Source organism: Paenibacillus sp. NMA1017 (genome assembly GCF_058895805.1).
Window position 1 is genome coordinate 92914 of sequence record NZ_JBZXYR010000014.1, and the last position, 14786, is coordinate 107699.

At 48.0% G+C, this 14786-nt stretch carries 15 protein-coding genes and 1 tRNA gene; 2 read left to right on the top strand and 14 right to left on the bottom strand.

Annotated elements, in window-relative coordinates; translation table 11 throughout:
- Position 1 precedes the first annotated feature (1 nt).
- Together AC5ELV_RS23735 and clpP are read left to right on the top strand one after the other, a co-directional pair.
- Positions 2 to 76, top strand: a tRNA-Arg gene (locus AC5ELV_RS23735).
- Between the two features lie 210 nt (positions 77 to 286).
- Positions 287 to 883, top strand: coding sequence for an ATP-dependent Clp endopeptidase proteolytic subunit ClpP (gene clpP / locus AC5ELV_RS23740; protein WP_013368815.1), 597 nt, complete (start codon positions 287 to 289; stop codon positions 881 to 883).
- Positions 884 to 1007: 124 nt separating this feature from the next.
- Here clpP and AC5ELV_RS23745 read toward each other — a convergent pair whose 3' ends face one another.
- The 14 genes from AC5ELV_RS23745 to hisH all read right to left on the bottom strand — a co-directional run bounded on the left by AC5ELV_RS23745 (position 1008) and on the right by hisH (position 14783).
- Positions 1008 to 2114, bottom strand: coding sequence for a PdaC/SigV domain-containing protein (locus tag AC5ELV_RS23745; RefSeq protein ID WP_493432153.1), 1107 nt, complete (start codon positions 2112 to 2114; stop codon positions 1008 to 1010).
- 242 nt (positions 2115 to 2356) lie between these two features.
- Positions 2357 to 3118 (bottom strand): SIMPL domain-containing protein, encoded by a 762-nt coding sequence (locus tag AC5ELV_RS23750; RefSeq protein ID WP_493432154.1) that lies wholly within the window; start codon positions 3116 to 3118, stop codon positions 2357 to 2359.
- A gap of 278 nt (positions 3119 to 3396) precedes the next feature.
- The gene (locus AC5ELV_RS23755; protein ID WP_013308257.1) at positions 3397 to 3666 is read right to left on the bottom strand and encodes an HPr family phosphocarrier protein; all 270 of its coding nucleotides are present in this window, start codon (positions 3664 to 3666) and stop codon (positions 3397 to 3399) included.
- 136 nt (positions 3667 to 3802) lie between these two features.
- Positions 3803 to 4747, bottom strand: a complete 945-nt coding sequence (gene whiA / locus AC5ELV_RS23760; RefSeq protein WP_013308256.1) for a DNA-binding protein WhiA — start codon at positions 4745 to 4747, stop codon at positions 3803 to 3805.
- A gap of 5 nt (positions 4748 to 4752) precedes the next feature.
- The gene (locus AC5ELV_RS23765; protein ID WP_023986485.1) at positions 4753 to 5739 is read right to left on the bottom strand and encodes a gluconeogenesis factor YvcK family protein; all 987 of its coding nucleotides are present in this window, start codon (positions 5737 to 5739) and stop codon (positions 4753 to 4755) included.
- Positions 5740 to 5751: 12 nt separating this feature from the next.
- Positions 5752 to 6651 carry an RNase adapter RapZ gene (rapZ, locus tag AC5ELV_RS23770; protein WP_013308254.1) on the bottom strand — a complete coding sequence of 300 codons (900 nt, stop codon included), beginning with the start codon at positions 6649 to 6651 and terminating at the stop codon, positions 5752 to 5754.
- 66 nt (positions 6652 to 6717) lie between these two features.
- A complete protein-coding gene (locus tag AC5ELV_RS23775; RefSeq protein WP_493432155.1) occupies positions 6718 to 7668 on the bottom strand; it encodes an ROK family glucokinase in 951 nt (316 codons plus the stop codon).
- A 292-nt stretch (positions 7669 to 7960) separates the two neighbouring features.
- A complete protein-coding gene (trxB, locus tag AC5ELV_RS23780; RefSeq protein WP_013308252.1) occupies positions 7961 to 8914 on the bottom strand; it encodes a thioredoxin-disulfide reductase in 954 nt (317 codons plus the stop codon).
- 39 nt (positions 8915 to 8953) lie between these two features.
- Positions 8954 to 10723 (bottom strand): tetratricopeptide repeat protein, encoded by a 1770-nt coding sequence (locus AC5ELV_RS23785; RefSeq protein ID WP_493432156.1) that lies wholly within the window; start codon positions 10721 to 10723, stop codon positions 8954 to 8956.
- A 236-nt stretch (positions 10724 to 10959) separates the two neighbouring features.
- Positions 10960 to 11784, bottom strand: a complete 825-nt coding sequence (gene hisJ, locus AC5ELV_RS23790; protein ID WP_493432157.1) for a histidinol-phosphatase HisJ — start codon at positions 11782 to 11784, stop codon at positions 10960 to 10962.
- 35 nt (positions 11785 to 11819) lie between these two features.
- Positions 11820 to 12560 (bottom strand): bifunctional phosphoribosyl-AMP cyclohydrolase/phosphoribosyl-ATP diphosphatase HisIE, encoded by a 741-nt coding sequence (gene hisIE, locus AC5ELV_RS23795; RefSeq protein ID WP_493432158.1) that lies wholly within the window; start codon positions 12558 to 12560, stop codon positions 11820 to 11822.
- Positions 12557 to 13315, bottom strand: a complete 759-nt coding sequence (hisF, locus tag AC5ELV_RS23800) for an imidazole glycerol phosphate synthase subunit HisF (protein ID WP_493432159.1) — start codon at positions 13313 to 13315, stop codon at positions 12557 to 12559. Before hisF ends, hisIE begins: the two co-directional genes overlap by 4 nt.
- An 11-nt stretch (positions 13316 to 13326) precedes the next feature.
- A complete protein-coding gene (hisA, locus tag AC5ELV_RS23805; protein WP_493432160.1) occupies positions 13327 to 14058 on the bottom strand; it encodes a 1-(5-phosphoribosyl)-5-[(5-phosphoribosylamino)methylideneamino]imidazole-4-carboxamide isomerase in 732 nt (243 codons plus the stop codon).
- 95 nt (positions 14059 to 14153) lie between these two features.
- The gene (gene hisH / locus AC5ELV_RS23810; protein ID WP_493432161.1) at positions 14154 to 14783 is read right to left on the bottom strand and encodes an imidazole glycerol phosphate synthase subunit HisH; all 630 of its coding nucleotides are present in this window, start codon (positions 14781 to 14783) and stop codon (positions 14154 to 14156) included.
- Between the last annotated feature and the right edge of the window lie 3 nt (positions 14784 to 14786).

Genomic DNA, 14786 nt, shown 5'->3' on the forward strand with positions numbered 1-14786 from the left:
TGCGCCCGTGGTCCAACGGATATGACGTAGGCCTCCGGAGCCTGAGATCGAGGTTCGATTCCTCGCGGGCGCGCCATTTTAAATGAACGCATAAATGCTTCTATATAATGTTTTAACCAATAAGAGCGCTGAGGGCTCTTTTTTTTAATCATTAGTTTGACTTTCTTTGACTTTTTGTTTGAAATTGTTTATCATGTGGTTAATACGGTAACAGTTTATAAATAAGGGACGTGTAATCGGCATGTCCACCAAATCCACTAACGATATTTAAGGGAGGTTTTTTGACGTGAGCTATGTTCCTATGGTAGTAGAACAAAGTAACCGCGGCGAACGCGCCTATGACATTTATTCCAGACTGTTGAAGGATCGCATTATTTTGTTAGGCTCGGACGTCAATGACGTTGTAGCCAACTCTATTATTGCTCAAATGCTGTTTTTGGCTGCCGAAGATCCTGAAAAAGATATTCACTTGTATATTAACAGTCCTGGCGGTTCCATTACAGCTGGTATGGCCATTTTCGATACGATGCAATACATTAAACCTGACGTATCTACGATTTGCGTAGGTATGGCAGCTTCCATGGGCGCGTTCTTGCTGAATGCAGGCGCCAAAGGTAAACGTTTCGCTTTGCCAAACAGTGAAATTATGATTCATCAACCACTGGGTGGTGCACAAGGCCAGGCAACGGATATTGAAATCCGTGCACGCCGCATTCTGAAAATGCGTGATAAATTGAACCGCATTCTCGCAGATCGCACAGGCCAACCACTGGAACGCATTGAAAAAGATACAGATCGTGACTACTTCATGTCCGCTGATGATGCCAAGGAATACGGTATTATTGATAAAGTGCTAACTAGCTCCTCTCCAGAAGGTGTATAAGAAAGAAATTCACCTCTTGATAGCTGGTAAATGAAAAAGCTGCCCCGGATGTTCGTATCCGGTAGGCAGCTTTTTTGCTTTGTTTTTTTGGGGTATAGACAATCGAGCTTATTCATTTCTACTATTAAATCTGTCCCACAAAAGGCTTTCCGCCTTGAGGCAGCAGTTGACCGAACGAGTAGGTAAACTCCGGAATTCCATACGCGTATGGCGCATAATCATACAAATCAAACACGATTGTTACTCCACTGTTCGTCACATAAAAATTCTGATCGGCCGCCAGCTCTTTAAATTTGCCGAATCCTTCCCCAGCCTGAAGCGCATCGATTTTTTTCTTCAAATCAGCATTGAGGAACTTTTTGTAATTTGGATTCGCCTTCAATACGTCAGACAACTGCAGCAGTTTACCATCAGCGAGCGAGAACGTATATCCTTTACGTGCCGTCATGCCATGTGCGCCACCCGTATACGAGTAATCCTGCATAATTACACTCAGAATACCATCTTTGTTATAGGCAATCGCAAAATCATTTCCGAACTCATACGGTCTTTCTGTCGTAGCCTCTCCCTCAGCCATTATCTTTTTGCCTGCTGCCAATATACCCTCTGCATGCTTTTTAAGCACGTTGTTAATAGCCTGTTGAGCCTCAGGATTCAGCTGGCTGCCGCTGATTTGCGGATACTTAATCTTGTAGGACACCTTCGCATTACTCGAAGCGGGAAGTGTTTGAGGCACAATTGTGATCGGATTTAGCTGGCTTTTACTCAGCGTTACTGTTTTCTGAGCTGCATTCCATTGAGCATCTATGCCTAGATAGTCTTTCAGCAGACTCATAGGAATGTATAGCTTCCCAGCGATCTGTTTGGCATCCATGCTACGTGTATTGATTCCATTGACGTTGACGTAGGCATCTGAGGAAGAAGCCATAATGTAAAGTTTATTGTAACCGCTACCTACGGTATATGTCGCTGTTTTCGCATCATAGCTTACTGGAATCCCCAGGCTGTCACGCAGTGCGGCCACCGGAATCATAGTACTCCCGTTCACTTGAACACCTTTAGCAGGCAATGTTTTACCATTCCATTGGATGGTGATTCCTGGTTGCTGTGTTGTCACTTGCTGCTGTTGGGTTGATGCTGCCTGGATATAGGAAACGGGAACAGCTGTGACTCCTGCGAAAATCCCTGCCGCCAGCAGTGCTGAACCCCATTTTTTCGTATGCTTACTCATATTAAGTATTCCTCCTGTTATTATTTCTGTATTGTCTATGTGTAAATAATCACTTTTCTTATTATATCTATACCCCATTGTATGTAGTTTACAATCTGTACACTCTCCGATTTCAATCTGTACACCTAATAACCCTTAGCTATGACAGACTCATTACAAAAAGGTTTCGGTATATAAAAAAGAGCCAGCAAGCCAGCCTGCGCATGATGCAGGCCGCTTGTGGCTTCGTTTGATGATCTGTATTAGTTCATTTCGTATTGAGCCGATACCTGCACATTCACTGTTACTTGCCCCGATTGTATCTCTGTCCCGCCACCTGCTACATCCAAGAGCGATTTTGACATGGCATTTTCACGTTGTGTAAAGACTTGTGCTTCTCCGCCATCTACCGTCACACTCACAAGAGCACCTAACCCCCGTTTGGCTGCTTTAGCTACAGCACTGGCTTTAGATTGTGCACTTCCCAATGCCTTAGTAATGGCTTCTTCTTCATAAGTCGAAGGATCTTCCACGGAAAAACGTACATTATCTACGTTATTGGCTCCTGACTTGGTCGCCTCATCCAACAACTGACCTATTTTATCCAAATCGCGGTATTTGACGGAAAGTGTATGGTTGGCAGTATAGCCTTTGAGCTTCTGCCCTTCTTTTTCGTTATAGGTGTAGTTAGGCTGTACATAAAATTGGCTGGTCTGAATGTCATCTCCGCTGATGCTCCACTTTTCTTTCAGCAGTTGTGTAACCTTGTTCAATTTTGTAGCATTGGCTTTTTGAGCAGCGGCTGCCGTATTGCCTTCCGATTGTACACCGATAGAGAGATAAGCAATATCGGGCTTCGCCAATACTTCCCCGCTTCCAGTCACATTAATTACACCGTTTACCGTCGAAGCTGTTGACGCAGCATAAGCACGATCTGCCCCTGTCCATAATCCTCCTGCTACTCCCCCTGCCATTAATGCTCCTGCGAGAACTGCCGTGGCTACTGTTTTTGTCCAAAGTCTCATTGAATTCAACCTCTTTCTTGTAAATGTTTGTACCTTCCAGACGGAAAAGACGGAAAAAGGTTGCAGCCAAGCGTACAAATTTACGAAACAGAGCATAACCACGGGGATTTTAGTGATTATAGTTTGAACTTCATACAGTCTCTATATTCAACAAATCACACATCACACATAAGGACAGTTAACGTAGGAGTGTTCGAAGACTTTTTTCTGGATACAAAAAAAGCCCCAAAGGGGCTTTTCGCTAAGAGCATACACCATATTACAAAGTAAATCTTTGTTTATTGATTTTCCAGCTCTACCTTACTAACCAGACTTACTAAAGCGTTTACAGCCTGTTCGGCGTCCGCACCTTCAGCACTAATATTGATTTCAGTACCTGTACTGATGGCAAGACTCATAATACCCATGATGCTCTTGGCATTAACCTTTTTGTCATCTTTTTCCACAAAAATCTCAGATGAATATTTATTCGCTTCCTGTACGAACAACGCAGCAGGTCTGGCGTGCAGTCCTGTTTTCAAGCGTACGACTACCGGATGTTTTGACATGTCAGCTTACCCCCTCATCAAATAAATCTGGACACTACTTACTCCATTTTATTTATCACATTATAACATTAACCCGGGACAGACACTAGAAAAAAAACTAAAAAAACCGGGGCTGAAAGCCCCACGGGCACTCTTTTTACGGAATCAGGCCATTTTCGCCCCTGATTTTGTCAGCCATCTCATCAATTTTGCGAAGTCGATGATTTACACCCGATTTACTCACGACCCCTTTGAGCATTTCCCCGACTTCTTTCAAATTTAAATCGGGATGAGCGAGCCGAATTTCTGCCACTTCACGCAGTTTATCCGGCAAGGTTTCCAAACCAACTTCCCTCTCCAGCAACTTAATATTCTCAATTTGCCGGACAGCAGCTCCGATTGTCTTGTTCAAATTAGCCGTTTCACAATTGACAATGCGATTTACGGAATTGCGCATATCGCGCATAATGCGTACATCTTCAAATTTGAACAAGGCTTGATGCGCCCCAATGATGCTAAGCAGCTCAATGATCTTCTCGCCTTCCTTGATGTAGAGAATAAAACCTTTTTTTCGCTCAATACAGCGAGCATTTAGGTGAAACTCATTCGCAAGATCAACGAGTGCCTGACAATGTTCCTCATACATCGAAGAAATTTCAAGGTGGTAAGACGATCCTTCAGGATTGTTGACAGAGCCACCTGCCATAAAGGCGCCTCGCAAATAAGCCCTCTTACAACAGTTTTTCCGAACGATATCCCGATTAATCCCGTCAGTGAACAAGAAACCTTCTGAGACGATATAAAGATCCTTTAGCAGTTGTTGCACACCATTGGGAATACGAACAATGTACACATTATTTTTTTTCAAGCGCATTTTTTTCCGTACAAGCAGTTCGATATGAAGTTGAAAATGCTTCTTGATCAAGGAGTAAATCCGCCTTGCAATCGCGGCATTTTCTGTGGACACGTCCAATATCACCCTTTTATTCGACAGTTGTACGGATCCGAGCATACGTATGAGCGCAGATAGTTCCGCTTTCTCACAGCAGGACTGGCTTTCAATCATCGTAAGCTCTTTTTTCGTTTGTGCCGCAAAGGACAAGGGACTCACCTCCTTCTTAATATCCAGTTTTGTACCAATTGGTAAATATGCTGGCTCAATTTGTCGGCATCATGCCGTAAATACGTGCGGAACAGAACTAATGTATCTGCCACCACTTTATATCCCCGGTCGGTCAGCTCGCCCATGTCTACTTGTACCGGCTTGGCTCCCTGCTCGGCATACATTTCCTGTACTTGGGGTGGAATTTCTCCGTTATTTACAATGACATAGTCGAAGAGATGATGCCCTACATGTTCAAAAATAGCTTGCAGGTGGTCTCCTACCGTATAGCCATCGGTTTCTCCAGGCTGGGTCATAACGTTACAGACAAATATTTTGATAGCGTCTGATTTTACTACAGCTTCAGCGAGTTTAGGTACAAGCAAATTCGGTAATATGCTGGTATATAGACTGCCGGGGCCAATCAAAATCGCATCGGCTTCATTAATGGCCTCTACAGCCTCAGGCAACGGCTCCACGTGAGTCGGTTCAAGAAAGACGCGTTTGATTCGCCCGCCCGCTTCCGGGATCTTGGACTCTCCGGTAATCACCGTGCCATCCTCCATTTCGGCGCTTAGCACAACGCCTTCCTCGGCTGCTGGCAGCACACGTCCCCGGACAGCAAATACACGGCTAAGCTCACGCACCGCCGTCACAAAATCTCCCGATATATCGGTCATCGCTGCTAAAATCAGATTACCCAGGCTATGGCCTGACAATCCTGATCCCGCACCGAAACGGTATTTCAGCATATCTGACATTACTGGTTCCACGTCAGCCAAGGCAGTCAGCACATTGCGGATATCCCCTGGAGGGGGCATCTGCAGCTCACTGCGCAAAATCCCGGAGCTTCCGCCATCGTCAGCGACTGTAACAATAGCCGTAATATCCAGCGGCTTTTGCTTTAAGCCCCGCAGCATGACGGACAAGCCGGTTCCGCCGCCCATAACAACAATACGTGGGCGCTCCCGTTGTGATCCGGTCTCTTTCATGATTTCACCTCATTAATGCCGGTCCCGATCAGCATCCCGATGCGAAACAGAAACAGATTCTGTTTCGCTGGCACCCAGCATTTTTCCTAAATACTCCGATATTGCAACAGAACGATGCTTACCACCAGTACAGCCAATGCCGATAATGACCTGGCTTTTACCTTCTTTGCGATATTGCGGAATCAAAAAGTGTAACATATCCAGCAACTTGGTCAAGAACGCCTGAGTCTCGGGCCATTTCATGACATAATCATATACATCGCTATCCTGTCCCGTGTGGGGACGTAGTTGGTCCACATAGTGAGGATTAGGCAGGAAGCGCACATCGAATATAAGATCGGCATCAATGGGAATACCATACTTGAAGCCAAAAGAAGTAATGTTCACGGAAAGCATACTACTCTCCAGATGAGAAAATCGTGAAATGATCCTCGCCTTTAAGGTTGCAGGCTTCATCACACTTGTATCAATAACCTGTGTAGCCGAGCTTTTTAGTTCTTCCAACATCTTGCGCTCCAACCGAATCCCATCCAAAGGCATGCCATCGGGCGCCAGCGGATGACGTCTACGGCTTTCCTTATACCGCTGTACGAGAACGCCGTCATTGGCATTTAAGAATAAAATTTCACAATGAATCGTAAAATGATCTTTAATATAATTCAACGATTCCGACAAGGCAGTGAAAAATTCTCGTCCGCGTAAATCAATTACGAGTGCCACCTTGCCTATTTTACCGTTCGACTGCTCAATCAACTCGGCAAATTTGGGAATCAGTACAGGGGGCAAATTATCAACGCAGAAGAAGCCCAAGTCTTCCAGGCTCTGAACCGCAATGGTCTTCCCTGCGCCTGACATCCCCGTAATAATAATGAGCGTTGCCCACGGCGCAGCATTTTTTAGGTTGTCTGTCATATGGACTTCCCTCTCCTTTTGCTTCTTCGCTCTATGCCAGTACCCGTATTATCAGTAACCTGTGGATCAGGAACGTAGCAACAAACCTGCTGCCCCTACGATACCTGCATCATTGCCCAGCACAGCTGGAACAATCGATACCCCTTTTTGAAGGGGCTCAGGTGCCAGCTTGGCGTACACGCGACGCATCTCTTCAAACAAAAAGTCGCCTGCTTTGGAAACACCGCCGCCTATAATAAACAACTCTGGATTAAGCACCGCGGCAACTGCTGCCATAGATTTCCCCAAATAAAAAGCAGCACGGTTCACGATACGCAGCGCGACTTCATCCCCGGCTTTGGCAGCATCAAATACTTCTTTGGCAGCAATTTGATCTTCCAGCGCCAGAGAGGTCCGATCGCCACGTTCCACAGCGTCCTTGGCCATACGAATAATGCCTGTTGCGGAAGATACGGTTTCCAAACAACCCATTTTGCCGCATCCACACTGAATAGCCTCCAGATCAGGTACGACGCTGATATGTCCAATTTCTCCGGCCATGCCCGAGAAACCTTGATATATTTTACCATTAATAATAATGCCGCCCCCAACGCCTGTTCCCAGGGTATAGCATACGCAATTTTCGATGCCTTTGCCTGCTCCGGCCCAAGCTTCGCCAAGCGCGGCAACATTGGCATCATTGTCTATTTTTACAGGCTTGCCGATTCGTTCCTCTAGGAGCGCACGAATCGGTACGTCTCGAAAGCCAATATTGGGTGCGAGGACAATAATACCTTCGCGAACATTCGTAAAACCTGCAACGCCCGCACCGACACCCTTTAGTTGATCCCACTCATAGGGAGATTGCTCAACAATGTGTCGCACATATTTTTCGATATTACCGATGACAACGTCTACACCTTTATCGGTTTCGGTTGGTCCCTCGTATGTGTGCAAAAGCTGTCCGTTTTCATTACAAATGCCGACTTTAATCGCTGTACCGCCCAAATCGACACCCACATAGATACTTTCAGACATGTTCCAAGCCACCTTTATGTTTACTTAAAAACCTGGTATGAAATATATGCTTACAATTCCTACTTCATAATAGTAATCCTACGTTCCAACTATAATTGAAGCCCCCGTTACGGTCAAGGACACTTGCTTGTTGAAAAGTGTACGATTAGCAGAACTTTTATCCTCATGCACCCATAAAAAGGAGAAAGCCTGTGCAAACGCAACAGGCTTTCTCTTCCTGAACAAAAGATGCGGCATAATAGAGGTTACCTTCGCTCTCCCGTTAGCCTTTTTGTGTACTATAGTCACTCTTTTATTGATCCAGTGTTTCGCTCCAGTCGTGAACAGCACTGCCTTCGAGATACTTCTCGCAGTCCATAGCCGCCATACAGCCCGTTCCCGCAGCCGTAATAGCTTGACGGTAACGGTTATCCTGTACGTCCCCACAGGCAAAAACTCCGGGAATGTTCGTTTCTGTTGTGCCTGGCTTCACTACAATATAGCCGTGTTCATCGGTATGGATTTGTCCGTTCAGGAAACCTGTATTCGGCGTATGCCCGATAGCTACGAACACGCCATCCACCTCAATCAGCTCATCCTGATTGGTCTCATTATTGTGTACCTTCAAGCCCTTTAAGCCTGCTTCTCCCGTCACAACTTCGAGAGGAGTCCGGTTTAATGCCCAATGTACTTTTTCGTTCTCACGCGCACGATCTTGCATAATTTTGGATGCCCGCAACTCATCGCGACGATGGACCAAGGTTACGCTGGAAGCAAAACGGGTCAAGAAGCTCGCTTCCTCCATGGCTGAATCGCCACCGCCAACCACGACAATCTTTTTCCCGCGAAAAAAGAAGCCATCGCAAGTGGCGCACGTGCTGACTCCGCGACCTACATTGTCCTGCTCACCCGGAATGCCAAGGTATTTAGCGGACGCACCTGTAGCAATAATGACCGACTCCGCCTCAATGATGCCTTTACCCTCTACCTTCACTTTAAAAGGACGTTTGCTGAAATCCACTTCCTCTACCCAACCGGAAGTAAATTCAGCGCCAAAACGTTCAGCCTGCTTGCGCATATTATCCATCAGTTCAGGCCCAAGGATACCTTGCTCAAAACCCGGGAAATTTTCAATTTCGGTCGTTGTAGTAAGCTGCCCACCGGGCTGCATCCCTTCAATGATCAGCGGATTCATGTTAGCGCGTGCCAAATAAATAGCGGCTGTGTAGCCTGCAGGACCTGTACCAATAATTATGGATTTATACATACGTTTGTTGCCTCCTTTAAGTGATGTTTGGAGCAGGTCTCAGACCTGCTTTTTAAACGTGGAGAGCGGCTGCTTCAGCTTCTGTTTGATACCACACACGCTGTCAATCTGACGCGCATAGCGGCTTACGGTCGATACGGAAATACCATAACGATCAGCTACTTCCTGATAGGTGACTGAATGATGATGCATTTTGGCTGTCAAATATTCCAGCGCGGCTGCCCATCCCTCAGTATGCTGAACCATCGGAACTTCCGGGGCAAGCCGATCCAAATACTCCAGCCAAAGCGATCTCAAATCGTGCTGCATGGCCGAATCGGATGGCTTGCTCATGACGGTCAGTACCTTATCCAGCACTGCCTGCCATTGGGGATCGACCGGGGAAGCAGATACATCACCCTCAATTGTATACGGATCGTTCTCAACCTCCAACTGATCAGAAGGTTCCGTTTCCGGGTACATTTTCTGCTCAGCCTGCTCCGCCAGCTCTTGCAATACTTGCAAGGCACGGCGTTTCAGCTCATCCTCCTGATCCGGGTCTTCTACGAAGGACTCCAGTGCCTGACGCACCTCATCATCACCGATCAAGCTTAACGCCTGAATGACCTGAAGCTGGGTCGCCCGATCTCCATGACGCAAGGCCCAGAAGAAGGATGAGCGGATTAGCGGGTCCTTCTTCATGCTGTCAGGCACCTGGTCAGCACCAAACTTCTCCCACATGCGGAATTGCTCCTCAAACGGGAGATGATAATGATAGCTGAGCACTTGCAGCGGTGTACCCTCCTGCTGGAGTTCCTCCAGTCGGGACAGGAAAAACCGCGGAACTTCCGAGGAAGCGTCCTGCTTTTGCAAATGACTCCACAACCGCCGTGCTTCCGCATATCTTCCCGTATTGCTGGCTGCTACCGCCGTGTAATGGTACAAAGAAGCGTCCGCATTGTTCTCTCCATCGCCATGAAGCAACCTGCGGAAATGTCTGTAGGCCTCCTCATGGCGTCCGAGAATCCCCATGGTGGTCGCCAACTTGAATACCTGCTCCTCCTGAAACGGTATAGTGACCGCCAAAGTCTGCACCAGACGATCCAATTCCGGGCCGCCGCCCTCGTGCTGATAAAAGATCGCCAAGTTGCACAATGCGTGTAAATTCCCCGGCTCATCCTCCAGCACTTGAATAATGGTAGCCTTAGCATTTTGGAACAATCCCATGTAGTAATACGCCAGCGCCAGATTATTCCGCGCAGCGAACATATCTGGTTGTTCTTCTGAAATTTGCTTGAGCAACTGGGCTGCCTGAGCAAATTTCCCCTCCTCCAGCAGGACACGAGCCTGATCATGCTCTACTACTCCCTGCCGGGCCTTAATGCGGTTCAGCTTCGTTGGACGGTCCAGCTCATAATAGAGCAGTTCCATCATTTCCTCCGCTTCATCAAGAAACTGGCCTTCTTCGTCCTCCTCCAGGTACGTGACCAATGCTTTCTCCGCTTCTTCAAACTGCTCCATATTAGCGTAATTATTCGCCATATAGAAATAACACTCTGTCATCGACGAGTCTACGTCACTCAGAACAGAGGAAAGGATCTCATTCGAACCTGCATAATCCCCCATCTCTGATAATATACCCGCCATATTGCAATGATTCACCGGATTATCCGGTTCATATTCAACGGCTTTGCGAAAATATTTCAATGCCTTGTCATAATGATTGCGATCAAGCGAGCGCACAGCTTTCTCAAAAAAGAAAGATGCGTCGAAACGCAAAGCAATAATTTTAGGGCTAGGTTCCGATACTCGCAGATGTTTCCCTTTCATAAATAACCAAGGCACCTCCTTTAAAAGTAACTGGCATGTTCATACCCTTCAGTATACCACAACTTCAAAACGACTTGACAGTCGATCCTGCCTCATTCCAAAAAACGGATACACTCTTGTATACCTATAGATATGTATATAAGAATACGCTAAATAGCCGAGCGCTTTTTCCTTGTATAAAAGGGAGCGTTCGGCTAGCCACTGGATATGGTACTTAGACCCAATAAACGTAATAATTAAAGCGTCAGCGGCACCAGCGAGCGCTCACGATGCTGAAATACGGCAAGTTCGCGATAGCCGACTTCATATAGAAGCGCGCGTGCTTTCTCCAAGTGCTCGGACAGCTTCGCCGGATCATGGGCATCCGATCCTACGGTCAGCGGGATGCCTAGCGAAAAAGCCTCTTCCAGCATGCGGCGACTCGGGAACATCTCGGCACAGGGCTTCGAAAGCCCTGATGCATTCAGTTCCATCGCCCGACCGCTGAGGGAAACAGCTGAGAGTGCGGCACGCTCCAACTCACGCAGCTCCTCCATCTCCTCCGGCTTCGGATGATAGCCGAAGCGCTTAATGACATCCAAATGACCCATGATGTCATACAAACCGCTAGCTGCTGCCTTGGAAACCGCATCATAATATGTACGGTACACCTCAAGCACATTTTTGCCTTCCCAATGGTGTACCTGACGGAAGTCCGTGACATCCCATTCACCGAGAAAATGGACGGAACCAATCACATAATCCCAGGGATACGCGGTGATGATGTCTTCGATTTCTCGCTCCCAGCCCTCGATGTAGTCGCCTTCCAAGCCAACACGAATATCAATCTGCCCTTTAAAACGTTCCTTCAGTTCCAAACATTCTTCCACGTATCGGGGCAGTTCCTCCATAGGCATTGCCATTTCCGGGTAATAGTCAGCCGGTTTTACATGCAGTAGTGGCATGTGATCGGACAAGCCGAGCTGATCCAGCCCCAGCCGAATTCCCTGCTGTACATACTCTTCCAGACTCCCTATGGCATGCCCGCAGCGGGCGTGATGCGTATGATAGTCAATTTTCATAGGCCCTCCCCCTTTCAACACTACAACAAATCGTACTAATCACGACGAGGACGTTCATGACGGCGATTCAGCTCAGCCAGCACGTCATCGAGCGGTAGCTTGCGCTCCTGCAACAGCACCAGCAGGTGATAAATCAAATCACTGACCTCCAGGCGCAGTTCGTCATTATCTTTATTTTTGGCGGCAATGATTGTCTCGGATGCTTCTTCGCCAACCTTTTTCAAGATTTTATCTACACCTTTATCAAAAAGATAAGTCGTATAGGCCCCTTCAGGACGTGTCTCTTCGCGCTCCTTAATAATTGCCTCCAATTGGGCAAGTACCTCAAAGCGGTCTGCTGAAGCACTGAAAATATCATCGGTTTCATTTACCAACGTGTGGTCTCCTGCATTTCCTGCAACAGGTGCTACAGCCGTTCCTGGCACGGAAATATCACGGAAAAAGCAGCTCGTTGCTCCTGTATGACAGGCAGGACCGTTCGGAATGACACGTACCAACAGAGCATCACCGTCACAATCCAACTGGATGGAAGTGATTTTTTGCGTATTCCCCGAAGTAGCTCCCTTGTGCCACAGCTCCTGTCTGGAACGAGACCAAAACCAGGTCTCTCCCGACTCCAAAGACAGTTTCAGCGACTCGCGGTTCATGTAGGCCAGCGTAAGCACCTGAAGGGTAGCATCATCCTGCACAATCGCCGAGACAAGACCTGCCTCATTCCAGCGGACATTATCCAGTATCTGCTCCAGAGATAGCTGTTGGTTTAATTCGTTACTCATCGTATCTCCACTCCTCTGCGCTTCAAATCCCGTTTTAGCTCAGGGATTCCTATTTCTTTATAGTGAAAAATCGTTGCTGCTAATCCAGCATCCGCTTTGCCCGCCGTAAACACGTCATAGAAATGCTCCTGCTTGCCTGCTCCGCCAGAAGCGATAACTGGAATCCCGACGGTATCCGATACCGCGGAAGTCAGCGGCAGGTCAAAGCCGTCCTTGGTTCCGTCCGCATTCATGCTGGTCAGCAGAATCTCACCGGCTCCCATCTGTTCAGCTTCCTTGGCCCAAGCCAAGGCGCGGATACCAGATGGCGTGCGGCCTCCGTGCGTATACACTTCCCACTCGCCCCACGCCTCGTTGTACTTGGCATCAATGGCAACAACGATACATTGTGAGCCAAAGCTGCGCGCACCCTCCGCAATCAGCTGGGGGTTACGGACAGCCGCCGTATTTACACCGATTTTATCAGCTCCGGCACGCAAAATACGTTTCATATCATCAACATGAGATATCCCGCCACCTACGGTGAAAGGAATGGCAATTTCCCCGGCTGTCTGACGAACTACTTCTTCCATGGTAGCACGCCCTTCAACTGAAGCAGAAATATCCAGAAATACGATTTCGTCCGCCCCTTCCCGGTCATAAAGCGCCGCCAGTTCCACCGGATCGCCTGCATCACGTAAGTTCACAAAATTAACGCCCTTAACCACCCTGCCATCCTTTACATCCAAGCAGGGAATAATACGTTTAGCCAGCATGCCTACTCCCCCTATGCCTTTGCTACAGCTTGTACGGCGACCTGTAAATCAATGCTGCCTGTATACAATGCCTTACCCACAATAGCACCGCCTACACCCTCTTTCGCATAGGTGCTCAGCGTGATTAGATCGTCCATCTTGCTGACACCGCCGGAAGCGATCACGGTTCGTCCACTGCTTTTCGCAAGCGCTACGATAGCCTCAACATTTGGGCCTTGCATCATTCCGTCGCGGGAAATGTCTGTAAAAATGAACGTTTCCGCTCCCTTGGAGGCCAACTCAGCAGCCAATTCGTCCGCTCGAACCTCTGAGGTTTCAAGCCATCCGCGCGTGGCCACATAGCCATTCCGTGCATCCAGACCAATGGTGATCCGATCACCGTAGGTACCCAATACCGCTTCCGTAAAAGCACGATCCTCAATCGCTGCCGTACCCAAGATCACACGGCTCACGCCCAGCGACAACAGCCGCTCCACATGTTCACGTGTACGCAAGCCGCCACCCACTTGTACAGGCACTTGCACCGCAGAAGCGATGCGCCCAATGAGTTCATCGTTCACCGGTTGGCCTGCTTTTGCACCGTCCAAATCAACCAAGTGAATGTAGGAGCCGCCCAAACGCTCCCATTCTTGGGCAACCTCCATCGGGTTTTCGTTGTATATCGTCTCCTGGTTATAATCTCCCTGTACCAGTCGTACACATTTGCCATCGCGAATATCAATCGCCGGGTATATCGTGAACAAAGTATGACCCCCTTGTGAGCTATTCAACATCTATATGCCTTTACATCAATCAACGACCAAAGTTGGCGTACCACCAACTGCATACTCACGAATCGTTACGCTCGCTTTTCTGCTTCCGCTAGTTCCAAAAACTGACGAAGCAGCCGCATCCCCATTTCCCCGCTTTTCTCTGGGTGGAACTGCATGCCATATACATGGCCTCTGCCCACGATAGCCGTTACGGGCCCACCATAGTCGGTCACCGCCAGCAGGTCACTTTCGACCTCCGGCTTCGCATGATAGGAATGCACAAAATACACATGTCCTTCCTCCAAGCCCTGAAACAATGGGTGATCTGGCTGAGTTATACGCAGACGATTCCAGCCCATATGCGGCACTTTAACCCCCAGATCGGGAGCAAACCGAACGACCTCGCCTGGTAAAATATTAAGCCCTTCGTGACTGCCGTATTCTTCACCACGAGTGAACAACAGTTGCATTCCTAGACAAACACCGAGCAGTGGTTGTCCAGCGCTGGCAACCTCCTGAATTACCCGGTCCAATCCGTTGGAACGCAAATGCTCCATAGCGTCTCCGAATGCCCCTACTCCCGGCAAAATCACACCGCTGGAGGAGCGAATTACTTGGGCATCTCCCGTTACTACAGCCTCATAGCCAAGACGCTCAACTGCCTTGCTCACACTATGCAGATTGCCTCTGCCGTAATCCACAATGGCAATGGACATGGA

Bases quoted from the DNA above. Each gene is read 5' to 3' on its own strand.
- hisIE (WP_493432158.1), bottom strand. From the start codon at position 12,560: ATGAGTAACGAATTAAACCAACAGCTATCTCTGGAGCAGATACTGGAT.
- AC5ELV_RS23775 (WP_493432155.1), bottom strand. From the start codon at position 7,668: ATGTCTGAAAGTATCTATGTGGGTGTCGATTTGGGCGGTACAGCGATT.
- AC5ELV_RS23785 (WP_493432156.1), bottom strand. From the start codon at position 10,723: ATGAAAGGGAAACATCTGCGAGTATCGGAACCTAGCCCTAAAATTATT.
- AC5ELV_RS23750 (WP_493432154.1), bottom strand. From the start codon at position 3,118: ATGAGACTTTGGACAAAAACAGTAGCCACGGCAGTTCTCGCAGGAGCA.
- AC5ELV_RS23745 (WP_493432153.1), bottom strand. From the start codon at position 2,114: ATGAGTAAGCATACGAAAAAATGGGGTTCAGCACTGCTGGCGGCAGGG.
- hisF (WP_493432159.1), bottom strand. From the start codon at position 13,315: ATGCTGGCTAAACGTATTATTCCCTGCTTGGATGTAAAGGATGGCAGG.
- hisJ (WP_493432157.1), bottom strand. From the start codon at position 11,784: ATGAAAATTGACTATCATACGCATCACGCCCGCTGCGGGCATGCCATA.
- trxB (WP_013308252.1), bottom strand. From the start codon at position 8,914: ATGTATAAATCCATAATTATTGGTACAGGTCCTGCAGGCTACACAGCC.
- rapZ (WP_013308254.1), bottom strand. From the start codon at position 6,651: ATGACAGACAACCTAAAAAATGCTGCGCCGTGGGCAACGCTCATTATT.
- AC5ELV_RS23765 (WP_023986485.1), bottom strand. From the start codon at position 5,739: ATGAAAGAGACCGGATCACAACGGGAGCGCCCACGTATTGTTGTTATG.
- AC5ELV_RS23755 (WP_013308257.1), bottom strand. From the start codon at position 3,666: ATGTCAAAACATCCGGTAGTCGTACGCTTGAAAACAGGACTGCACGCC.
- hisH (WP_493432161.1), bottom strand. From the start codon at position 14,783: ATGTCCATTGCCATTGTGGATTACGGCAGAGGCAATCTGCATAGTGTG.